This is a genomic window from Kocuria sp., from assembly GCF_030530945.1.
Classification (GTDB): domain Bacteria; phylum Actinomycetota; class Actinomycetes; order Actinomycetales; family Micrococcaceae; genus Kocuria.
In genome coordinates, this window is record NZ_JAUMTZ010000014.1 from 19,432 (window position 1) to 42,115 (window position 22,684).

General features: G+C 72.2%; 18 protein-coding genes. All 18 read left to right on the plus strand.

Annotation, left to right across the window (positions count from 1 at the left end):
- Positions 1-26 precede the first annotated feature (26 nt).
- Positions 27-1,688, plus strand: a complete 1,662-nt coding sequence (locus Q4A22_RS10610; protein WP_303179313.1) for a UDP-N-acetylmuramoyl-L-alanyl-D-glutamate--2,6-diaminopimelate ligase — start codon at positions 27-29, stop codon at positions 1,686-1,688.
- Entirely contained in the window at positions 1,685-3,163 is a 1,479-nt protein-coding gene (murF, locus tag Q4A22_RS10615; RefSeq protein ID WP_303179315.1) for a UDP-N-acetylmuramoyl-tripeptide--D-alanyl-D-alanine ligase, read from the plus strand. The genes Q4A22_RS10610 and murF overlap by 4 nt, the downstream gene beginning before the upstream one ends.
- Before the next feature lie 5 nt (positions 3,164-3,168).
- Positions 3,169-4,302, plus strand: coding sequence for a phospho-N-acetylmuramoyl-pentapeptide-transferase (gene mraY / locus Q4A22_RS10620; RefSeq protein ID WP_303179317.1), 1,134 nt, complete (start codon positions 3,169-3,171; stop codon positions 4,300-4,302).
- A gap of 108 nt (positions 4,303-4,410) precedes the next feature.
- Positions 4,411-5,946 (plus strand): UDP-N-acetylmuramoyl-L-alanine--D-glutamate ligase, encoded by a 1,536-nt coding sequence (gene murD, locus Q4A22_RS10625; protein WP_303179319.1) that lies wholly within the window; start codon positions 4,411-4,413, stop codon positions 5,944-5,946.
- On the plus strand, positions 5,946-7,337 hold the full coding sequence (gene ftsW / locus Q4A22_RS10630) for a putative lipid II flippase FtsW (protein WP_303179322.1): 1,392 nt from the start codon (positions 5,946-5,948) through the stop codon (positions 7,335-7,337). Before murD ends, ftsW begins: the two co-directional genes overlap by 1 nt.
- Positions 7,334-8,467, plus strand: coding sequence for an undecaprenyldiphospho-muramoylpentapeptide beta-N-acetylglucosaminyltransferase (gene murG, locus Q4A22_RS10635; protein ID WP_303179324.1), 1,134 nt, complete (start codon positions 7,334-7,336; stop codon positions 8,465-8,467). The genes ftsW and murG overlap by 4 nt, the downstream gene beginning before the upstream one ends.
- Positions 8,468-8,497: 30 nt before the next feature.
- The gene (murC, locus tag Q4A22_RS10640; RefSeq protein WP_303179326.1) at positions 8,498-9,904 is read left to right on the plus strand and encodes a UDP-N-acetylmuramate--L-alanine ligase; all 1,407 of its coding nucleotides are present in this window, start codon (positions 8,498-8,500) and stop codon (positions 9,902-9,904) included.
- Positions 9,904-11,022, plus strand: coding sequence for a cell division protein FtsQ/DivIB (locus tag Q4A22_RS10645; RefSeq protein ID WP_303179328.1), 1,119 nt, complete (start codon positions 9,904-9,906; stop codon positions 11,020-11,022). Before murC ends, Q4A22_RS10645 begins: the two co-directional genes overlap by 1 nt.
- Positions 11,023-11,268: 246 nt before the next feature.
- Entirely contained in the window at positions 11,269-12,513 is a 1,245-nt protein-coding gene (ftsZ, locus tag Q4A22_RS10650; RefSeq protein ID WP_303179330.1) for a cell division protein FtsZ, read from the plus strand.
- 224 nt (positions 12,514-12,737) lie between these two features.
- Positions 12,738-13,472, plus strand: coding sequence for a polyphenol oxidase family protein (locus Q4A22_RS10655; RefSeq protein WP_303179332.1), 735 nt, complete (start codon positions 12,738-12,740; stop codon positions 13,470-13,472).
- Positions 13,469-14,296: a YggS family pyridoxal phosphate enzyme gene (locus tag Q4A22_RS10660; protein ID WP_303179333.1), complete on the plus strand. Its 828-nt coding sequence runs from the start codon at positions 13,469-13,471 to the stop codon at positions 14,294-14,296. The genes Q4A22_RS10655 and Q4A22_RS10660 overlap by 4 nt, the downstream gene beginning before the upstream one ends.
- Before the next feature lie 64 nt (positions 14,297-14,360).
- Positions 14,361-14,882 (plus strand): cell division protein SepF, encoded by a 522-nt coding sequence (locus Q4A22_RS10665; protein ID WP_303179334.1) that lies wholly within the window; start codon positions 14,361-14,363, stop codon positions 14,880-14,882.
- Between the two features lie 2 nt (positions 14,883-14,884).
- Positions 14,885-15,181 carry a YggT family protein gene (locus tag Q4A22_RS10670; protein ID WP_303179335.1) on the plus strand — a complete coding sequence of 99 codons (297 nt, stop codon included), beginning with the start codon at positions 14,885-14,887 and terminating at the stop codon, positions 15,179-15,181.
- A 130-nt stretch (positions 15,182-15,311) separates the two neighbouring features.
- On the plus strand, positions 15,312-16,067 hold the full coding sequence (locus Q4A22_RS10675) for a DivIVA domain-containing protein (protein WP_303179337.1): 756 nt from the start codon (positions 15,312-15,314) through the stop codon (positions 16,065-16,067).
- A 6-nt stretch (positions 16,068-16,073) separates the two neighbouring features.
- Positions 16,074-16,607, plus strand: a complete 534-nt coding sequence (lspA, locus tag Q4A22_RS10680; protein ID WP_303179339.1) for a signal peptidase II — start codon at positions 16,074-16,076, stop codon at positions 16,605-16,607.
- Positions 16,597-17,574, plus strand: coding sequence for an RluA family pseudouridine synthase (locus Q4A22_RS10685; RefSeq protein WP_303179341.1), 978 nt, complete (start codon positions 16,597-16,599; stop codon positions 17,572-17,574). The genes lspA and Q4A22_RS10685 overlap by 11 nt, the downstream gene beginning before the upstream one ends.
- A 55-nt stretch (positions 17,575-17,629) precedes the next feature.
- Positions 17,630-21,184, plus strand: coding sequence for a DNA polymerase III subunit alpha (dnaE, locus tag Q4A22_RS10690; RefSeq protein ID WP_303179342.1), 3,555 nt, complete (start codon positions 17,630-17,632; stop codon positions 21,182-21,184).
- A gap of 80 nt (positions 21,185-21,264) precedes the next feature.
- Positions 21,265-22,683: a histidinol dehydrogenase gene (gene hisD, locus Q4A22_RS10695; RefSeq protein WP_303179343.1), complete on the plus strand. Its 1,419-nt coding sequence runs from the start codon at positions 21,265-21,267 to the stop codon at positions 22,681-22,683.
- The last annotated feature ends 1 nt before the right edge of the window (position 22,684 follow it).

Here is a 22,684-nt window from a genome sequence, read left to right on the forward strand (position 1 = left end):
CGCAGACAGGTTCGAAGAGGATTTCTATGGTGGCATCCCCCCACAACGGCGCCGACGCCCAGAGCATGCGGCCCTCCCGCCCCGTGCCCCACACGGTGCGGCAGCTGGCCGCCCTCACCGGTGCGCAGCCGGTTCCCGCGGGCACGGTCACCGCGGACGGGGACTCCACCGCGGTGGTCACCGGCGTGGTGCTGGACTCCCGCGATGTCCAGCCGGGAGACCTCTACGCCGCGCTGCCCGGGGCGCAGGTCCACGGGGCGCGCTTCGCCGCCGACGCCGCGGCCGCCGGTGCCGCGGCCGTGCTCACCGACCCGGAGGGGGCCCGTGCGATCGCCGCCGCCGGTGTGGCGGTGCCGGTGCTCGTGAGCCCGCAGCCGCGCTCGTGGGTGGGTCCCGTGGCCGCCGCGCTCTACGACTCCCAGCCGGCTGACGGCACGGGACAGGAGCTCTTCGCGGTCACGGGGACGAACGGCAAGACGACCACCACCTACTTCATCACGTCGCTGCTGCGGGCGCTCGGCCACACCACGGGTCTGATCGGGACCATCGAGATCCTCGCCGGGGACACCCCCATCCCGTCGCGGCTCACCACACCCGAGGCGCCGCACGTGCACTCGCTGCTCGCGCTGATGCGCGAGCGAGGCATCACGGCCACGGCCATGGAGGTCTCCTCCCACGCCCTGGAGTACCACCGCGTGGACGGTGTGCACTACGACGTCGCCGGGTTCACCAACCTCACCCAGGACCACCTGGACCTGCACGGGTCCATGACCGAGTACTTCGAGGCCAAGGCCCGGCTGTTCACGAGCGAACGGACGCGGCGCGCCGTCGTCGTCCTCTCGCGGGAGGACCCGTGGAGCGAGGCCATGGCGCGGCGTGCCCGCGAGAACCTCGGGGAGTCGAACGTCAGCACGGTGGCTCTGCGCGGGCACGACACGGCCTCGGCCGGGCCGGACCCCGCGGACTGGACCCTGGACTCCCTCACACGGGTGGGCATCGGCACCTCGTTCGTGCTGCGCCACACCGACGGCCGGCAGCTGCGCGCGCACACCGGGCTGCCCGGCGAGTTCAACGTGGCCAACGCCGCGCTGGCCGTGCTCATGGTCCTGGACTCCGGGGTGGACCTGGAGACCCTGCAGCGCGCGCTGGACGAGCACGACCCGCTGACCGCGAGCGTCCCGGGCCGGATGGAGCTTGTCGGCACGGCCCCCACGTCGCTCGTGGACTTCGCGCACAACCCCGACGCCCTGGTGCGCTCGCTGCGCTCGGTGGACCCGCGTGAGGACGGCGGCCGCCTGATCGTGGTCTTCGGCGCCACCGGTCAGCGGGACACCACCAAGCGTCCCGTCATGGGCCGGGTTGCTGCGGAGGAGGCGGACGTGGTGCTCGTCACGGACGACGACCCCCACGCCGAGGAGCCTGGCCCGATCCGCGAGCAGGTGGCGCAGGGTGCCCGCGAGGCCGTGGCGCGGGGCGCCCGCGCCTCAGAGGTGCTGGTCGTCGAACCGCGCGCCACCGCGATCCGCACGGCGGTGCGCATGGCCCGCCCCGAGGACTGCGTGGTCGTGGCGGGACGCGGGCACGAGACCACACAGGATGTCAACGGCGTGGACGTCCCCCTGGACGACCGCGTGGAGCTGCGTGACGCCCTGGCGGGCCTGCACGCGCAGACGAAGGAGCAGAAATGATCGCCATCTCCGCCGCGCAGGTCGCGGCAGCAGTGGCCGGGCGGCTCGTGGGCGTCGCGGACCCCGGGTCCGTGACCGTCACCGCGGTCACCACCGACTCCCGCGAGGTCACGGCGGGCACCCTGTTCGTGGCCAAGCCGGGTGAGAGCACCGACGGCCACCGCTTCGTGCCGCAGGCCGCCGCGGCCGGGGCCGTGCTGCACCTCACTGAGCGCGAGGTCGCGGACGAGTCCGGGACCCCCTACCCCTGCGTGGTCGTGGAGGACGTGGTGCTTGCCATGGGCGCGCTCGCGAGCCACGTGCTCGACCAGCTGCGGGCGGCGCACCCCGTCACGGTCGTGGCCGTGACCGGGTCGGTGGGCAAGACCACCACCAAGGACCTGCTCCACGGGATCTTCTCCGCGGAGGGCCCCACCGTGGCACCGCGCAACTCCTACAACGGCGAGGTGGGCGTGCCGCTCACCGTGTTCACCGCCACCGAGGACACCGAGTTCTTCGTGGTGGAGATGGGCGCCACCCACATCGGCAACATCCACTACCTGTGCGAGATGGTCCGTCCGGACGTGGGCGCCGTGCTGTGCGTGGGCACCGCCCACGCCGGCGAGTTCGGCGGCGTGGAGAACATCGCGCGCGCCAAGGGCGAGATGGTGGAGAGCCTCTCCCCGGAGGGCACGGCCGTGCTCAACGACGACGACGCCCGCGTGCGTGCCATGCGCGAGCGCACCCGGGCGCGCATCGTGTCCTTCGGGCAGGGCCCGGACGCCCACGACCCCCACCACGAGGACGCGCGGGTGTGGGCGGAGGACGTCGTCACGGACGCGGACGGCTGCCCGTCCTTCACCCTGCACTTCCCGGACGGCTCTGCCCACCCGGTGCACTCCCGGCTGATCGGTGAGCACCACGTGACCAACCTGCTCGCGGCCGCCTCGGTGGCCTGGGGCGCCGGGGTGGATCCGGAGCGGATCGCCGCGGGGCTCGAGGGCCGCGGCGCCCGCTCCCGGTGGCGCATGGAGCGCACCGACCGCACCGACGGGGTGACGGTCATCAACGACGCCTACAACGCCAACCCGCAGTCCATGAAGGCGGCCCTCCAGACGCTCGCGCGGCTCGGACGCGGGGACGACGAGCACCCCGCCCGGCGCACCATTGCGGTGCTGGGCGGGATGTACGAGCTGGGGGACGAGTCGATCGCCGCGCACGCGGACCTCGGCCAGCTGCTCGTGCGCCTCAACATCTCGCACGTGCTCGCGGTGGGGGACACCGCCCGGCCGGTCTACACCGCCGCGACCCTGGAGGGTTCCTGGGGTGAGGAGGCCGCCTGGGTCCCGGACGCCGAGCACGCCGAGCAGTACCTGCACGAGGTGCTGCGACCCGGGGACATCGTGCTGCTGAAGTCCTCCAATGCCGCCGGACTGAACCACCTGGGCGACCGCATCGCGGCCGCCGGGTCCGACTCCACCGACCAGGAGGGCTGAGCCCCATGATCCAACTGCTCATGGCCGCGGGACTCGGTCTCGTGTTCTCCATCTTCGGCACCCCCGCCCTGATCAAGGTCCTGGCCCGCCGCGGCTACGGCCAGTACATCCGCGACGACGGCCCCACGTCCCACCAGACCAAGCGCGGGACCCCCACGATGGGCGGCGTGGCCATCCTGCTGTCCGTGGTGGCCGCGTACCTGCTCACCCACCTGGTCAGTGTGGTCGCCTGGCCCGAGAACGGGGGAGTGAGCCTGTCCGGGATTCTGGCCCTGGGCCTCATGCTCGGCATGGGACTCGTGGGGTTCCTGGACGACTACAAGAAGATCTCCAAGAAGCAGAACCTGGGACTGACCGCCGCGGGGAAGATGGTCCTGCAGGGCGCGATCGGCACGGCCTTCGCGGTGCTCGTGCTGTTCTTCCCGGACGCCGCGGGCAACACTCCCGCCGCCACCGCGATCTCCTGGACCCGGGACACGGGTCTGGACCTCGCGTTCGCCGGACCGGTGCTCGGGCTGATCCTGTTCGTGGTGTGGGTGAACCTGATCGCCACGGGCACCACCAACGCCGTGAACCTCACGGACGGGCTGGACGGTCTGGCCACGGGCGCCTCCATCCTGGTGTTCAGCGGCTACATGCTCATCACCCTGTGGCAGGCGGGGCACCTCTGCGAGAACCTGGACGAGGCCGCGTGCTACGCGGTGCGCGACCCCCTGGACCTCTCCATCGTCGCCGCGGCCCTGGTGGGCTCGCTCATCGGGTTCCTGTGGTGGAACACCTCCCCGGCCAAGATCTTCATGGGCGACACCGGGTCCCTGGGACTGGGCGGCGCGCTCGCGGCCTTCGCGGTGCTCTCCCGCACCGAGCTGCTGCTGGTGCTGATCGCCGGGCTGTTCGTGGTCATCACGCTGTCCGTGATCCTGCAGGTGGGCTACTTCAAGCTCTCCCACGGCAAGCGCATCTTCAAGATGGCGCCCCTGCAGCACCACTTCGAGCTCAAGGGCTGGCAGGAGGTCACCATCGTGGTCCGCTTCTGGATCGTCGCGGGGCTCTTCGCGGCCGCGGCACTGGGCGTGTTCTACGGCGACTGGCTGCTCCACAACGGCGGTGCCTTCCCCGGCACCGAAGTCCTGCACTGAGCCGAACCCCGCCAGCACTGAGCACCACCGACCAGCACTGAGCACCCGCCCGGCCCGCACCGGGCCCCCGACCACCCGTTCCCCACGAGGATGAGGCAGACACCGGCCATGATGCACGCGAGCAACGAGAACCCCGTCCTGGAGGACCCCCGCCTGGCGGAGCTGACCAGCTGGGACGCGCCCTGGGCCGGGCTGCGCGTGGTGGTCGCGGGCATCGGCGTGTCCGGTTTCGCGGCGGCGGACACACTGGTCGAGCTCGGGGCGGTGGTCACCGTCCTGGACGCCGGGGACACCGAGCGCACCCGGCAGAGCGCGGACACCCTGAAGATCGTGGGCGCGAGCGACGTCGTGCTGGGGCCGGACGCCATGACCCGGCTGCCGGATGTGGCGGGGGAGCGCCCCCAGCTGGTGGTCACGTCCCCGGGGATCCGGCCCACGCACCCGCTGCTGGTCGCGGCGCGCGAGGAGGGTGTGCAGATCTGGGGGGACGTGGAGCTCGCCTGGCGCCTGAACCGCCGTGCGGGCCGCAGGACCCCGCAGTGGCTGTGCATCACCGGGACCAACGGCAAGACCACGACCGTGGGGATGACCGCGGCCATCCTGCAGGCCGCGGGCCTGAAAGCTGTGGCCGTGGGCAATGTGGGCACGCCCGTCCTGGACGCGCTGCGGGACCCCGTGGAGTACGACGTCCTGGCCGTGGAGCTCTCCAGCTTCCAGCTGCACTGGGCCCACTCCGTCTCCCCGCTGGCCTCCGTGGTGCTCAACGTGGCGGAGGACCACGTGGACTGGCACGGCAGCTTCGAGAACTACCGCGCGGACAAGTCCCGCGTGTACGAGAACACCCAGGTGGCGTGCGTCTACAACGCCGAGCAGCAGGGCGCGGAGGAGCTCGTCGCGGAGGCGGACGTGGTCGAGGGCTGCCGTGCCGTGGGCTTCACCACCCAGCACCCGGGGCTGTCCATGCTGGGGGTCGTGGAGGAGCTGCTCGTGGACCGGGCGTTCGTGGCGGACCGGCAGCACAGTGCGGCGGAGATCGGCACGGTCGCGGACACGGGCGCCATCCCCACGCGCCACGGGGTGGCCAACGCCCTGGCCGCCGCAGCGCTCGCCCGCGCCGCGGGTGTGGAGCCGGAGGCCGTGCGGGACGGGCTGCGCGCGTACCGTCCCGGGGACCACCGCATCCAGCTCGTCGCCGAGCAGGACGGCGTGCGCTGGATCAACGACTCCAAGGCCACCAACCCGCACGCCGCGCAGGCCTCGCTGTCCGCGTTCGACCCCGTGGTGTGGATCGCGGGCGGGCTCTCCAAGGGCGTCACCTACGACGACCTGGTGCGGGACAACGCCGGGCGCCTGCGGGCCGTTGTGGTCATCGGCACGGACGACGCCGCCCTGCTGGACTCCCTCGTGCGCCTCGCCCCGGACGTCCCCGTCCTCACCGCCACCCCGGACGGAACCCAGGAGGGCGCGGACCCCTCGGACGGCCACGCCGTGATGCGCCGCGCGGTGTCCCTGGCCCGCGAGCACGCCGCGCCCCAGGACACCGTCCTCATGGCCCCGGCGGCCGCGTCCATGGACCAGTTCGCCAACTACGCCGACCGCGGCGACTCCTTCGCCCGCAGCGTGCGTGAGGAGCTGGGGCTGTGATGGCCGCGCGCACCCCCGGCAGCACACGGGCCGGCGGCACCACGCGGACCGTGGAGACGCCCGGGGAAGCCCACGGGCACCGTCCCGCCGGAGCGGCACTGAGCACCCGGGCCCGCCGGCTGTGGCACCAGGTCACGGACGGGCCGCTCGTGCACTCCTACTACGCGCTGGCCGGGTGCGTGGTCCTGCTGACCGGCATCGGCGTGATGATGGTCCTCTCGGCCTCGGCCGTGGAGTCCATCTCCGACTCCCGCTCCGCCTACGCCCTGTTCGGGCGGCAGGTGCTCTTCGGTGTCCTCGGTCTCGTGGCCATGCTCGGCCTGTCCGTGGTCCCCACGCGGTTCTACGTGAAGCTCGCGTGGCCGGCGTGGCTGGTGAGCGTGTTCATCTCGGCGCTCGTGTTCACCCCCCTGGGGCGCGAGGTCAACGGCAACCGCAACTGGCTCGTGATCGGCGGCCAGTCCGTCCAGCCCTCCGAGATCGCCAAGCTCGCGCTGTGCATCTGGCTCGCGGCGCTGTTCGCCCGGCAGGGACGCGAGGTGGAGCAGGACTGGAAGAAGGCCCTGTGGCCCTCCTTCGGCGGGTTCATCGTGCCCACCGGGCTCACACTGGCCGGTGGGGACGCCGGGACCGCCATCGTCTTCGCCCTGATCTACGCGGCCTCCCTGTGGTTCGTGCGCGCCCCCCTGAGGATCTTCGCCGGCGGTGCCGCGCTGCTCGCGGCCGCCGGGCTGTTCCTGGTGGTCACCTCACCGCACCGCCTGGACCGCATCACCGGCTGGCTGTTCGGGGACTGCGGTGCCACGGACGCGTGCTGGCAGGCGCAGCAGGGCCTCAACGCCCTGGCCACCGGCGGCTGGTGGGGCGTGGGGCTCGGTCAGTCCCGCCTGAAGTACAACTACGTGCCCGAGGCGCACAACGACTACATCTTCTCGATCATCGGGGAGGAGCTCGGCCTGGTGGGCACCGTGATCATCCTGGCCCTGTTCATCGTCATGGTGGTGGCCATGGCCCGGATCCTCACCCGCACCCGCAGCACGTTCGTGCGGATCGCCACCGCGTGCGTCACCACGTGGCTCGTGGGGCAGGCGTTCGTGAACCTGGGCATGGTCACGGGGCTGCTCCCGGTGATCGGCATCCCGCTGCCGTTCATCAGCTACGGTGGTTCCGCGCTGCTGATGACCATGGCGGCCGTGGGCGTGGTGATGTCCTTCGCCCGGGTGCCCAGCACCGTCCGTGTGCGCACGGACCGCACGGCCGGGGGCGATCCCGAGGACCGGATCCTGGACGCCCAGGAGGCGCGGGAGCGCGGCTTCGAGGCGGATCCGGCCGGTCCCCGCGTCCCCTGGCGGCAGCGCCTGAGCCGACGAATCGAAAGGGGACGAGGATGACGTCCACGGACCACACCGACCACCCCGTGCAGCGCGCGGGCTCCGCGCGCGTGGTGCTCGCAGGCGGTGGCACCGCCGGGCACATCAGCCCCCTGCTCGCCATCGCCCACGCCATCCAGGAGGCGAGGGCGGACGCGAGCGTGTGCGCCGTGGGCACCGCCTCCGGCATGGAGACGCGTCTGGTGCCCGCCGCGGGCGTGGACCTGGAGCTGATCGAGCGCGTCCCCCTGCCCCGCAGGCCCTCCGCGGACCTGCTGCGCCTGCCGCGCCGGATGGCCACGGCCGTCCAGCAGGCCGGCCGAATCCTGGACTCCCGCCAGGCCACCGTGGTGGTGGGCGTGGGCGGCTACGTCTGCACGCCCGTGTACCTGGCGGCCGCCCGGCGTCGGATCCCCGTGGTGATCCACGAGGCGAACGCGAAGCCCGGGATCGCCAACCGCGTGGGCGCCCGCTTCGCGTCGGTCGTGGCGACCGCCTTCCCGGACACGCCGCTGCGGGGTGCCCGCACCGTGGGCATGCCCATGCGGGAGGAGATCGCCACCCTGGACCGCGCCGCGCGGCGGAAGTCCGCCCGCCTGGCGCTGGGCCTGGAGCCAGACCTGCCCACGGTGGTGGTCACGGGCGGCTCGTCCGGCGCGCAGTCCATGAACCGCACCGTGGCCGCCATCGCCCAGGAGGTCGGCGAGCAGGGCTACCAGCTGCTCCACGTCACCGGGCGCGCCAAGGAGGTGCGCACCCCGGACGGCGAGCTGCTGCGCGCGGAGCACTACGTGCAGACGGAGTTCGTGGACGGGATGGAGACGGTCTACGCCGCGGCGGACCTGCTCGTGGCCCGTGCCGGTGCCGCCACGGTGTGCGAGGTCGCGGCCGTCGGCCTGCCTGCGGTGTTCGTGCCCCTGCCCATCGGCAACGGGGAGCAGGCACTCAACGCCCGCTCGCTCGTTGCCGCCGGTGGCGCGCAGCTCGTCCCGGACGCGGAGTTCACCCCCGCGTTCTACCGGGACACCGTGGCCCCGCTCGTCACCGACACCGCCCGCCTGGAGACCATGGCGCGCGCCTCGGCCTCGCACGGTGTGCGCGACGCCGCCCAGGTGATGGCCCGCCTCACGCTCGACGCCGCCCGCGCCTGACCCCTTCCCCCTCGCCCACAGGAGACACCCGTGAACAACCAGCAGCCCCTCGACCCCCACGCGCTGGGCCGCGTGCACTTCATCGGCATGGGCGGCGCGGGCATGTCCGCCGTGGCCCGGCTGCTGCTCGCGCGTGGTGTGCCGGTCAGCGGCTCGGACGCCAAGGACTCCCCGGGGCTGCGCGAGCTGGAGTCGCTGGGCGCCACGGTGTTCGTGGGCCAGGCGGGCGAGCACGTCGCGGGCGCCGACACGGTGGTGGTGTCCACGGCCATCAGGCCCGAGAACCCCGAGCTGGCCGCCGCGCGCGCCGCGGGGGCCACCGTGCTGCACCGTTCCCAGGCCCTCGCGGCGGCCATGCACGGGCGCCACGTCATCGCGGTCGCGGGCACCCACGGCAAGACCACCACGAGCTCCATGACCACCGTGGCCCTGCGCGCCGCGGGCCTGGACCCGTCCTGGGCGATCGGGGCGTTCGTCGCGGACCTCGGTGCCAACGCGGGTCTCGGGGACGGCGAGTGGTTCGTGGCGGAGGCGGACGAGTCCGACGGCTCCTTCCTGGCCTACCACCCGCGGATCGCGGTGGTCACCAACGTGGAGCCCGACCACCTGGACCACTACGGCACCGCCGAGGCCTTCCACCGGGCCTTCGACGAGTTCTCCGACACCATCAGCCCCGACGGGGTGCTGGTGGCCTGCGCGGACGACGACGGCGCCGCGCGCCTGGCACGGCGTCGCGCCGAGCTCGGTGGCGCCGTCCTGACCTACGGCACGGACCCCGCCGCGGACGTCCGCGTCTCGGGCGCCACCCCCCGGGGCACGGGAGCCGCGTGCCGGCTCAGCTACCCGGTGGGGGAGCGGCGGCACGAGGCCGAGCTGACCCTGGCCGTGCCGGGGGCCCACAACGTGGCCGACGCCGCCGCGGCCTTCACCGCGGGCCTCGCCGCGGGCGCCGAGCCCGAGGCGCTGCTCGCCGGGCTCGCCGACTTCCACGGCTCGGCCCGCCGCTTCGACCTGAAGGGGGAGGCGGCCTCCGTGCGCGTGGTGGACGACTACGCCCACCACCCCACCGAGGTGTCCGCCGCGCTGGCCGCCGCGCGGGACGTGGCGCAGGGCCACCGGGTGCTCGTGGTGTTCCAGCCCCACCTCTACTCCCGCACCCGCGAGTTCGCAGAGCCGTTCTGCCGCGCACTGGAGGCTGCGGACCTCGCGTGCGTCCTGGACGTCTTCGGGGCCCGCGAGCAGCCGGAGCCCGGCATCACCGGGGCCACGATCACCGACCACGCCCGCGACGGTCGAGTGGTCTCCACACCCTCCGCCGAGGAGGCGATCCGCACCGTGCTCGCCCGCGCCGAGCCCGGTGACGTGGTCATGACGGTGGGCGCCGGTGACGTCACGGCCCTCGGCCCCCAGCTGCTCGCGGCCCTGGCGCTGCGCTGATGGCACGCTCCACCCCACCCCACCAGCCCTCGGCGGACGGCGAGCCCCGCGAACCGCGCGCCGTCACCCCCGGCACCTCCGACGACCGCGCCACGGTGGATGACGCCACGTCCGGAGACACCGCCTCTCGGACCGCTGCCTCCCGGGGCGGCGCCGAGGCGACGGCGCTCCCTCCCCGGGGCACCGGCTCCACCGCGGCCGCGCCCGAGGATGCTGAGAGCGCCCACCCCGCAGACCCGCCCGTGCGGGTCAACGACGACGCCAAGGTCACCCGCCTGGACACCGGCGAGTTCGAGGCCGTCCCCGAGTCGGGCGGCAGGTTCTCCTCGTGGCGGGCGCGGCGGCGGGCCACCCGCGCGGCGGAGGCAGGACCCGGAGCGGGGGAGGGGGACGGCGACGCCACCACCGTGGTGCCGTTCCCGCCCAGCCCCGCGCGGCGGCGTCGTCGCACCAGGCTGCTCGCGGTGCTGCTGTCGCTGCTGGTGCTCGTGGTGCTGGTCGTCGCGGTGTTCTTCTCGCCGCTGTTCGCCACCCGCACCATCGACGTGCAGGGAGCCACGCTCACCGACCCCGCGAAGGTGCGCGAGGCCCTCTCCGGCTACGAGGGCGTGCCCATGACCCGGATCTCCAAGGAGGACGTGCGGGCCTCGGTGGGCGACGTCCCGCAGGTGAAGTCCGTGGACGTCTCCTTCCGACCGCCCCACACCATCTCCGTGCAGCTGCACGAGCGCGTGGGCGTGGCCGTGGTCGAGGACGGCTCCTCCCTGGTGCTCGTGGACTCGGAGGGCAAGCCTCTCAGCACTGTGCCCAGGGCGCAGCGTCCGGACGTGCCGGTGGTCTCCGGTGGGCGGGCGGTGCTGAGCACGCAGACCTTCCAGGACGTCTCGGCGGTGCTGGCCGCGCTGCCGGCGGACGTGCTCTCGCGCCTGGACGCCGCCGCCGCACCGTCCGGCTCGGCCGTGGAGCTCACGTTCAAGGACGGCGCGAAGGTCCGGTGGGGGGACGCGAGCGACAGCGACGTGAAGGCGCAGGTGATCGCCGCGCTGGTGAATTCCGGCCAGGCAGCCGGGGCCACGCTGATCGACGTGTCCGCGCCGCTGCACCCGGTGGTCTCCTGAACCACGTCGCGGAAGGTCAAGACTTTCAGGTGAAGGTTGCATGTCAGGGGCGTCCGTCCATTCTTGGAACATCCCGGTAACACGCGAAGACATGGTAGGGACGGGACCCGATGGTTGGTATCCTTACCCACATTGGAACGAACAGGACACAGGGTGACTCGAATACCGTGACATTCACGTAAAACTTGAGACTTCCCCCATCGCGTCATTCCCACATCCCCGCAAGCCCACGCGAGTTAGGTGCATATGGACTCCTCAACCCCCCAGAACTACTTGGCCGTCATCAAGGTGGTCGGCATCGGCGGCGGCGGTGTGAACGCCGTGAACCGCATGATCGAGGAAGGTCTGCGCGGTGTCGAGTTCATTGCCATCAACACGGACGCCCAGGCGCTGCTGATGTCGGACGCGGACGTCAAGCTCGACGTCGGCCGCGAGCTGACCCGTGGTCTCGGCGCCGGCGCCAACCCGGACGTGGGGCGCCAGGCCGCGGAGGACCACGAGGAGGAGATCCAGGAGGTTCTCAAGGGCGCGGACATGGTCTTCGTGACCGCGGGTGAGGGCGGCGGCACCGGCACCGGCGGCGCGCCCGTGGTGGCGCGCATCGCCCGCTCGCTCGGCGCACTGACCATTGGCGTGGTCACCCGTCCGTTCACCTTCGAGGGCCGCCGCCGCTCCAACCAGGCGGAGAACGGCATCGAGACCCTGCGGGACGAGGTGGACACGCTCATCGTCATCCCCAACGACCGGCTGCTCTCCATCTCCGACCGCAACGTCTCCATGCTGGACGCCTTCAAGTCCGCGGACCAGGTCCTGCTCTCCGGTGTCTCCGGCATCACCGACCTCATCACCACCCCGGGTCTGATCAACCTGGACTTCGCGGACGTGAAGTCCGTGATGCAGGGTGCGGGTTCCGCCCTCATGGGCATCGGCTCCGCGCAGGGCGAGGACCGTGCCGTGAAGGCCGCCGAGCTCGCCATCGCCTCTCCGCTGCTGGAGGCCTCCATCGACGGTGCCCACGGTGTGCTGCTGTCCATCCAGGGCGGCTCGGACCTCGGCCTGTTCGAGATCAACGAGGCCGCGCGCCTCGTGCAGGAGGTGGCCCACCCGGAGGCCAACATCATCTTCGGTGCCGTGATCGACGACGCCCTGGGGGACCAGGCGCGCGTGACCGTCATCGCCGCGGGCTTCGACTCCGTCTCCCAGGAGACCAACGCGAACAACTCCTCCCCGGCCCAGCGCCAGGCGGAGAACACCCGTGCGGCCTTCGGCGGGGACGCCTCCCGTCCCTCGGGCGTGGGCCGCTCCCCGCAGCGCGGGGGCAGCTCCTACGCGGCGCCGACCTCCGCCCTCGGCTCCCGCCGCACCCAGGAGGACGACATCCCGGACGACGCCGGGTTCGACGTGGACCTGCCCGCGGAGACGGACTCCTCGTCCGCCCCCCACGGCACCGCCCGCAAGGACTCCCTGGACTTCCCGGACTTCCTGAAGTGACCTCGGGGGTGCCGCGCACCCGCACCGCGCACCGGACCACCACGCCGCCCCCAGCACGGGGGAGCCGACACGGATCCACCGCGCCGACCGCGTGACGGGGGTGGCCACCCAGCCGGGTGGCCACCCCCGTCACGTTCCACGACACGCTCCTCCGCACTGGCCGGGGAGCGCCGAACAAGACACGGCGACCGCGGTGACGCGGTGCGCGCCGAGGGGGAGAGCAGATGTGGTTCCGGACGGACTGGGGTAGCGCGGGCATCGCGTTCACGGACGCGTCGGAGGGCAACCTGGCGGCGCACACGGGCGACGACCCCGCGGAGGTGGCCCGGCGGCGTCGTGCGCTGGAAGACGGGCTGGGCGTCGCCCCGGTGCGCTACGTCCACCAGGTCCACGGCACCGTGGTCCACGACGTCACGGGCACCGCGGTGCCCGCCACCGCCCCCGAGGCGGATGCCGCCGTGAGCGCGGACGGCACGCCCCTGGGCATCCTCACTGCGGACTGCCTGCCGGTGGTCCTCGTGGGACGGGCGCCCGGCGCGGAGCGCGGGACCGCCCCCCTCCTCGCGGTGGCCCACGCCGGCCGCCGTGGTCTGCTGGACGGGGTGCTGGAACGCACCGTGGAGGCGCTGCGGGAACGCGGCGCCGAGGACCTGCGCGCGTGGATCGGTCCGGCCGTGTGCGGGGACTGCTACGAGGTCCCCGCCGAGATGGCGGCGGACGCGGAGCGGGTGCTGCCCGGGATCGCCACCACCACCCGCCAGGGCACGCCCGGGCTGGACCTCCCGGGGGCCGCCCGCCGCCTGCTCGAAGCCCACGGCGTCACGGTGGCCCCGGAGGGTGCCGACCGCACCGCGTGGTGCACCCTGGAGCACGCGGGGCTGTTCTCCTACCGACGCGACCACACCCCCGGACGACTGGCCGGGATCGTGTGGCCCACCCACATCCAGGACGCTGCATGAACCCCGAGAATTCACTCCCCGTTCCCGAAGAGACCGCCCACCGCACCGCCGAGCTCGCCCAGCGGCTCGCCACGGTGCGCGGCCGAATCCTCGACGCCGCCGCGCAGCGCCCGCAGGAGCGCGCCCACGGCGGAGAGCTGCCCGCGCTCGTGGTGGTCACCAAGTTCTTCCCCGCAGCGGATGTCCTGCGCCTGCGGGACCTCGGGGTGCGTGCGGTGGGGGAGAACAAGGACCAGGAGGCCGGCCCCAAGGCGCGGGAGGTGGCGGAGGCCCTGGCGGCCCAGCAGCCCCCGGTGAGCCCGCCGGCGTGGCACTTCGTGGGGCAGCTGCAGTCGAACAAGGCGAAGCACGTGGTCCGCTACGCCTCCTGGGTGCACTCCGTGGACCGGCCCTCACTGGTCACCGCCCTGGGCAGGGCCGTGCGCGCCCACCGGGAGGCGGTGGCCGCGGGCGAGACCCCCGCCGGGCCGTGCGCCCGGGAGGACCTCACGTGCCTGCTGCAGGTGAACCTGGACCCGGATGCCGCGGCACAGGACACCCGTGGCGGTGCCCACCCGGCAGTGGTCGCGGAGCTCGCGGATGCGGTCGCGGCGACCGAGGGACTGCGCGTGGGCGGGGTCATGGCGGTGGCGCCCCGGGAGGGTGAGCCCGCCCCCGCCTTCGAGCGGCTGTGGGAGATCTCCAGCGCCCTGCGCGGGGACCACCCGGACGCCCGCGCGATCTCGGCGGGCATGAGCGGGGACCTCGAGGCCGCCGTGCACGCCGGTGCCACGCACGTGCGCGTGGGCTCCGATGTCCTCGGGCCACGTCCCGCGGTGCGGTAGCGTAAAGACGGACGACATGCGGGCCGATGCACGTCGCCCCCCGCTGAAGGATTGAGGAGAGAACATGGCCGGAGCGCTGCGTCGCACCATGGTCTATCTCGGGCTGGCCGAGAGCGACGACGAGTACATCTCCGAAGAGACCCCCCGCCCCCGGGAGAGCCCCCGGAGCACCGACGGCCCCGCCGCCGCCCCGAGCGAGAGCGGCAGCACCTCCGTGGCGCGCCGTTCCCCCGAGTACCGAGCCCCCGTGACCCCCATCAAGCGGGCTCCCAGCTCCCGAGAGGACGACAACGAATTGCGCACCATCACCACAGTGCACCCCCGGTCGTACAACGACGCCAAATCCATCGGGGAGGCGTTCCGGGACGGCACTCCGGTGATCATGAACGTCTCCGACATGGGTGAGGCCGAGGCCAAGCGGCTGGTGGACTTCGCCGCCGGGCTGGTGTTCGCGCTGCACGGGTCCATCGAGCGCGTCACCGCCAAGGTGTTCCTGCTCACGCCCTCCTTCGTGGAGGTCCGCGACCAGGGCCACCACGACGAGATCGACGAGGAGCCCGCACCCCTCGAGCAGGTCGAGGGCTGACCGTGAACCTCGCGCTGTCGATCGTCTACCTGCTGATCCACGTCCTGTACATCGCGCTGATCGCGCGTCTCGTGCTCGACTGGATCCAGATGTTCGCGCGCGGGTGGCGGCCCCGGGGCCTCGCACTGGTGGCCGCGTCCACCGTCTACTCCCTGACCGACCCGCCCATGAAGGCCCTGCGCCGCCTCGTGCCCCCGCTGCGATTCGGCGGCGTGGCGCTGGACCTGGGCTTCCTGATCCTGGTCTTCGCCGTCAGCATCCTGCAGAACGTGGTTGCCTCGCTGCTGCTGCGCGTGTGACGCCTCGACCCCGGCCGCGGATGCGCGGTTGTATCCTGAGCCGGACTCCGTTTCACGGGTGCCCGCTCGCGCGGTGCCACCCGCTCCCACCCCCGAACCGAACGGTTCAGCTCACCTAGGAGGAACACCCATGGCTCTCACAGCCGAAGACGTCATCAACAAGCGGTTCCAGCCCACCAAGTTCCGCGAGGGCTACGACCAGGACGAGGTGGACGACTTCCTGGACGAGGTGGTCGTGGAGCTGCGCCGCCTGCACCAGCAGAACGAGTCCCTGCGCAAGCAGGTCGAGTCCCTGGGTGGCAAGCCGGAGGAGGCCCCCGAGGCCACCACCGAGTCCGCCTCCACCCCCGAGGTGTCCTCCGAGACCGCGTCCTCCGAGGCCGGTTCCCGCCCCGTGACCGAGTCCACGACGGTGGCCCCGGCCACCACCGCGGCGCAGGACACGGAGACCACGCAGGCCGCCGCCGCGGCCACCACCTCGTCGGCCGCTCCCGCGGCCACTCAGTCCTCCGCCGCGCACGGCGCGGGCACGACCGCCCCCTCGGGCGAGTCCGCACAGTCCGCCGCGGCCGTGCTGGCCATGGCGCAGAAGCTGCACGACGACTACGTCTCCCAGGGCCAGGCCGAGCGTGAGCGCCTGATCACCGAGGGCCGCACCCAGGCGGACCACCTCGTGGCGGAGGGCCGCCGCACTCGCGAGCAGACCCTCTCCTCCCTCGAGAACGAGAAGGTGGACCTGGAGGCCGCAGTGGCCCAGCTGCGCGGCTTCGAGGCCGACTACCGCGGCAACCTCAAGAGCTTCATCAACGGTCAGCTGCGCGAGCTCGACAGCACCGGCTCGCTGGCTCCCGCGGACGGGACCGGCAAGCGCACCGGCCTCAAGTAAGCGCCGGTGACCGACTCCACCCCGCACGCAGCGGCGGCCCCCGTTCCTCGCGGGACGGGCCGCCGCTGCGCCGTCATGTCCCTGGCCGTGGCCGTGGCCGTCCTCGTGGCGGACCAGTTCGTGAAGCTGTGGGTCGTCGAGTCCCTGGTTCCCGGTCGTCAGTACCCCGTGATCCCGGGGCTGCTGTGGTGGGAGCACATCCGCAACAGCGGCGGCGCGTTCTCACTCGGCTCCGGGGCCACCTGGTTCTTCACGCTCGTGATGGCCGCGGTGGTGCTGGGGATCCTCTGGACCCTGCGCCGGGTGCGGAACCCGTGGTGGGCGCTGGCCCTGGGCCTCGTCCTGGGCGGTGCGGCGGGCAACCTGGGGGACCGGCTGTTCCGCGAGCCGGGCTTCGGCCGGGGCCACGTGGTGGACTTCATCGCGGTGCCGCACTTCGCGATCTTCAACGTGGCCGACTGCGGTGTGGTGGTGGGCATCGGCCTGGTGCTGGTGCTGCTGCTGGGCAACCGCAACCTGGAGGGCCCCCGTGAACGCTGAGCGCACCCGACCCACCGGTTCCGAGCCGGAGTACGAGGACGCCCGCTTCACCGCGTCCCCGGGGCAGGACGGCGCCCGGCTCGACGCCGCCGTGGCCGAGTGGACGGGTCTGTCCCGGTCCGCGGCGGCGCAGCTGTGCGCGGAGGAGCGCGTGAGCCACCGCGGCCGCCCGGTGGCCAAGTCACACCGGGTGGCTGTGTCCGAGACCTACACGGTCTCGGTCCCCGTGCCGGAGGACCCGAACCGGATCGCCCCGCAGCACGTGCCGGACCTGCGGCTCGTGCACGTGGAGCCCTCCTACGTGGTGGTGGACAAGCCCGCAGGCGTGGCGGCCCACCCGTCCCCCGGCTGGAAGGGACCCACCGTGGTGGGGGCCCTCGCCGGTGCGGGGATCAGCGTGGCCACCTCGGGGGCGCCGGAGCGGCAGGGAATCGTGCACCGCCTGGACGTGGGCACCTCCGGGCTCATGGTGGTGGCACGCGAGGAGCGGGCCTACACGCTGCTCAAGCGCGCGTTCAAGGAGCGGACGGTCACCAAGGTCTACCACGCCGTCGTCCAGGGGATCCCGGACCCGCTCGCGGGCACCATCGACGCGCCCACCGGGCGCCACCCCGGCCACGAGTGGCGGTTCGCGGTGCTGCAGGACGGGCGCCGCTCCGTGACCCACTACGAGGTCCTGGAGGCGTTCGGGCGCGCCTCGCTCGTGGAGGTGCACCTGGAGACCGGGCGCACGCACCAGATCCGCGTGCACTTCAGTGCCCTGCAGCACCCGTGCTGCGGTGACCTCACCTACGGCGCGGACCCCGCCCTCTCCGCGGGACTGGGGCTGACCAGGCAGTGGCTGCACGCCAAGCGCCTGGGGTTCACCAGCCCCGCCACGGGGGAGCAGGTGGAGTACGAGAGCCCGTACCCCACGGACCTGGCCTACGCGGTGGAGACGCTGCGCGAGGGCGGCCCGCAGCTGTGATCCCCGCCCCCTCTGGCGGGGCTGGGATGTCCGGGGCGCGGCCTAGAATGGTGCGGTGACTTCGGCGACCGGCAAAAAAGGCTTCACCCATCTCCACGTGCACACCGAGTACTCCATGCTGGACGGTGCCGCGCGCCTGAACGACCTCTTCGAGGAGTGCCACCGGCTGGGCATGGACTCGCTGGCCACCACGGACCACGGGTTCGTCTTCGGCGCGTTCGACTTCTGGAACAAGGCCCGCTCCGCGGGGATCAAGCCCATCATCGGCGTGGAGGCCTATCTCACCCCGGGCACGGCGCGGCAGGACCGCACCCGTGTGAAGTTCGCGGACGGCGGCCGGGACGACGTCTCCGGCGCCGGTGCCTACACGCACATGACGCTGCTGGCCCAGTCCAGCGAGGGCATGCAGAACCTCTTCCGGGCCTCCACCAAGGCGTCCCTGGAGGGCCAGCTGTACAAGCCCCGCATGGACCGGGAGCTGCTCAACCAGTACGGCAAGGGGCTGATCGCCACCACGGGGTGCCCCTCCGGCGAGGTCCAGACCCGGCTCCGGCTGGGCCAGTACGACGAGGCCGTCAAAGCCGCCGCGGAGTTCCGGGACATCTTCGGTGCCGAGAACTTCTACTGCGAGCTCATGGACCACGGACTGGGCATCGAGAAGCGCGTCACCCAGGACCTGCTGAAGCTCGCCAAGGACCTGAACCTGCCGCTCGTGGCCACCAACGACCTGCACTACACGCACGCCGAGGACGCCAAGTCCCACGCCGCGCTGCTGTGCGTGCAGTCCGGCTCCACCCTCCAGGACCCCAAGCGCTTCAAGTTCGACGCGGACGAGTTCTACCTCAAGTCCCCCGAGCAGATGCGGGAGATCTTCCGCGACCACCCCGAGGCGTGCGACAACACCCTGGAGATCGCCGAGCGCTGCGAGGTGGACTTCGACACCTCCGCGAACTACATGCCGCGCTTCCCCACCCCGGAGGGGGAGGACGAGACCTCCTGGTTCATCAAGGAGGTGGAGAAGGGCCTGCACTACCGTTTCCCGGACGGCATCCCGGACGACGTCCGGGAGCAGGCGGAGTACGAGAAGAAGATCATCATCCAGATGGGCTTCCCGGGCTACTTCCTGGTGGTCGCGGACTTCATCAACTGGTCCAAGGACAACGGCATCCGCGTGGGACCGGGCCGCGGCTCCGGCGCTGGGTCCATGGTGGCCTACGCCATGCGCATCACCGAGCTGAACCCGCTGGCCCACGGACTGATCTTCGAGCGGTTCCTCAACCCGGACCGTGTGTCCATGCCCGACTTCGACGTGGACTTCGACGACCGGCGCCGCTCCGAGGTGATCCACTACGTCACGGAGAAGTACGGCGACGAGCGCGTGGCCATGATCGTCACCTACGGCACCATCAAGGCCAAGCAGGCGCTCAAGGACTCCTCCCGCGTGCTGGGCTACCCGTTCTCCATGGGGGAGCGGCTCACCAAGGCCATGCCGCCGGACGTGATGGGCAAGGGCATCTCGCTGCAGGACGTCTACGACAAGGACGCCAAGCGCTACGACGAGGCCGGAGAGCTGCGCGAGGTCCTTGAGGACGACCCCGAGTCCATGAAGGTCTTCGAGACCGCCCAGGGCCTGGAGGGGCTCAAGCGGCAGTGGGGCGTCCACGCCGCGGGTGTGATCATGTCCTCGGACCCGCTGATCGACATCATCCCGCTGATGCGCCGCGAGCAGGACGGGCAGGTCATCACCCAGTTCGACTACCCCACGTGCGAGGGCCTGGGGCTGATCAAGATGGACTTCCTGGGGCTGCGCAACCTCACCATCATCTCGGACGCGCTGGAGAACATCACGCTCAACCGGGACGGTTTCGTCCTGGACCTCGAGCACCTGCCGATCGACGACCCCGGCTCCTACGAGCTGCTGGCGCGCGGGGACACCCTGGGGGTGTTCCAGCTGGACGGCGGGCCCATGCGGCAGCTGCTCAAGCTCATGCGCCCCGACAACTTCGAGGACATCTCCGCGACCATCGCGCTGTACCGCCCGGGGCCCATGGGGGCGAACTCCCACACGAACTACGCGCTGCGCAAGAACGGTGCGCAGGAGATCACTCCCATCCACCCCGAGCTCGCTGAGCCGCTCGCGGAGATCCTGGGAACCACCTACGGGCTGATCGTCTACCAGGAGCAGGTGATGGCGATCGCCCAGAAGGTGGCCGGCTACTCCCTGGGCCAGGCAGACATCCTGCGCCGCGCCATGGGCAAGAAGAAGAAGGCGGAGCTGGACAAGCAGTACCAGGGCTTCCACCAGGGCATGGTGGACCGCGGCTACTCCGAGGCCGCCATCAAGGCGCTGTGGGACATCCTCCTGCCGTTCTCGGACTACGCGTTCAACAAGGCCCACTCCGCCGCGTACGGGCTGGTCTCCTACTGGACCGCGTACCTCAAGGCGCACTACCCGGCCGAGTACATGGCGGCCCTGCTCACGTCCGTGGGCGACGACAAGGACAAGCTCGCCATGTACCTCACGGAGTGCCGCCACATGGGCATCACCGTGCTGCCGCCGGACGTCAACGAGTCCGAGCTGAACTTCACGCCAGTGGGCTCGGACATCCGCTTCGGGATGGGGGCGGTTCGCAACGTGGGCGCCAACGTGGTCCAGGCCATGGTGACCGCCCGCAACGAGCAGGGGAAGTTCGCGTCCTTCACGGACTTCCTGGCCAAGGTCCCCGCCGTGGTGTGCAACAAGCGCACCATCGAGTCCATGATCAAGGCCGGAGCCTTCGATCAGCTGGGGCACACGCGCCGCAGCCTGGTGATGTGCCACGAGCAGGCCGTCGAGGACGTCGTGGCGCAGAAGAAGAAGGAGGACAACGGCGAGTTCACGTTCGACATCTTCGCCATGGGAGGCGCCGAGGACGAGGACACGGAGACCTTCTCGGTGGAGGTCCCGGACGTTCCCGAGTGGGAGCGCAAGGACCTGCTGGCCTTCGAGCGCGAGATGCTGGGACTCTACGTCTCGGACCACCCGCTGCGCGGGCTCGACGACGCCCTGGGCCAGTACACGGACACCGCGATCGCGCCGCTGCTCACCGAGGAGAACACCCGGCCCGACGGCGCCGTGGTCACCATCGGCGGGATGATCACCTCGCTCTCGCGGCGGATCGCGAAGTCCTCGGGCAACGCCTATGCGCGGGTGGAGCTCGAGGACCGCTCGGGCTCCATCGAGGTGATGTTCTTCGGCAAGGCGTACGCGCCGATCGCCGGGGTGCTCTCCGAGGACCTGATCTGCGTGGTCAAGGGGCGCATGCAGCGCCGCGACGACGGCTCCATCACCATCTCCGCCCAGGAGCTCACGGTTCCGGAGCTCAGCGTGGACGGCTCGTCGGGACCGGTGTGCGTGGCGCTGCCCGAGCACCGGGCCACGGAGGCCACCATCCGGCGGATCGGTGAGGTGCTGCGCAACCACCGGGGCGAGTCGGAGGTGCGGATCCACCTGGACACCCGGCGCAGCACCCAGGTGATGCGCCTGGGCCCGGAGTACCGCGTGAACCCCTCGCCCGCGCTGTTCGGGGACCTCAAGGTGCTGCTCGGTCCCGCGTGCCTGGAGGCCTGAGCGCCGGCCCGGGCGGGGCCCGGCCGGTCGACCCCGCCCGGTCCTCCGGCCGCTTTGACGCGCGATTGTAGACTGAAAGCGTGAACGAGCAACCCCTGACCTCCCCGCCCTCCGGCCCCGCCCGCTCCTTCCTGCGGGTCATCGACCTGCGCGGGACGCATCCGGGGTGGAACGAGCTGCGGCGTGCGGTGCCGCGCCAGGCGGCGTCGTCCGTGGCGGAGGCCGAGGACAGCGTGCGGGAGATCATCCGGGACGTGCGCGAGCGCGGGGCCGCGGCCCTGAAGGACCTGGCGCGACGCTTCGACGGGGTGACCCAGCAGCGTCTGCGCGTGGCGCCGGAGGAGATCGAGCGGGCCGTCGCGGAGCTGGACCCGGCCGTGCGCCACGGGCTGGAGACGGCGATCGCCCGCACCCGCGCGTTCGCCCGCGCCCAGCGGCCCTCGGACGTCTCGATCGAGGTGGCGCCCGGAGCCACGCTGTCGCACCGGTGGAGGCCCGTGCGCCGGGCCGGGCTGTACATTCCCGGCGGGCTCGCCGTGTACCCCTCCTCGGTGGTGATGAACGTGGTCCCTGCGCAGGCTGCCGGCGTGGAGTCCGTGGTGCTGTGCTCCCCGCCGCAGAAGGACTTCGGGGGGTTGCCGCACCCGGTGGTCCTCGGCGCCGCGGGACTGCTGGGGGTGGACGAGGTGTGGGCCGTGGGCGGCGCGCAGTCGCTGGCCGCCATGGCGTACGGGGTCACGGACGGGCAGGACGTCCTGGAGCCCGTGGACACGCTGAGCGGGCCGGGCAACATTTTCGTGGCCACTGCCAAGCGCCAGCTGCGCTCCGTGGTGGGCGTGGACGCCGAGGCCGGGACCACCGAGATCGCGGTGCTGGCCGACGACTCCGCGGACCCCCGCTTCGTGGCCGCGGACCTGATCTCCCAGGCGGAGCACGACCCCGCCGCCGGTTCCGTGCTGATCACGGACTCCTCGGAGCTCGCCCGCGCCGTCGAGCGGGAGCTCGCGGTGCAGGTTCCCGCCGCGCGGCACCGCGAGCGGATCACCACGGCCCTGGGCGGGCCCCAGTCCGGGGTGGTGCTCACGGACGGCCTCGAGCAGTCCGTGGCGGTGGCCGACGCCTACGCCGCCGAGCACCTGGAGGTCCACACCCGCAACGCGCGGGAGGTCGCGGAACGGATCCGCAACGCCGGCGCCGTCTTCGTGGGCCCCCACAGCCCGGTGCCCCTGGGAGACTACGCCGCCGGCTCCAACCACGTGCTGCCCACGGGCGGCACCGCGGTGTTCACCTCCGGCCTGCAGGCGGCCTCCTTCATGAAGGCCGTGCAGGTCATCGAGTACTCCCCGGAGGCGCTCGCCGAGCTGGAGCGGGACATCGTGGCGCTGTCCGAGAGCGAGGACCTGCCCGCCCACGGCCGCGCGGTGACCATCCGCTCGGAGGCGCCCGCGGCCCCGGGGCTATCCGGCGCCGCTCCCCACCCGCCGCGCAGGGAGGGCTGAG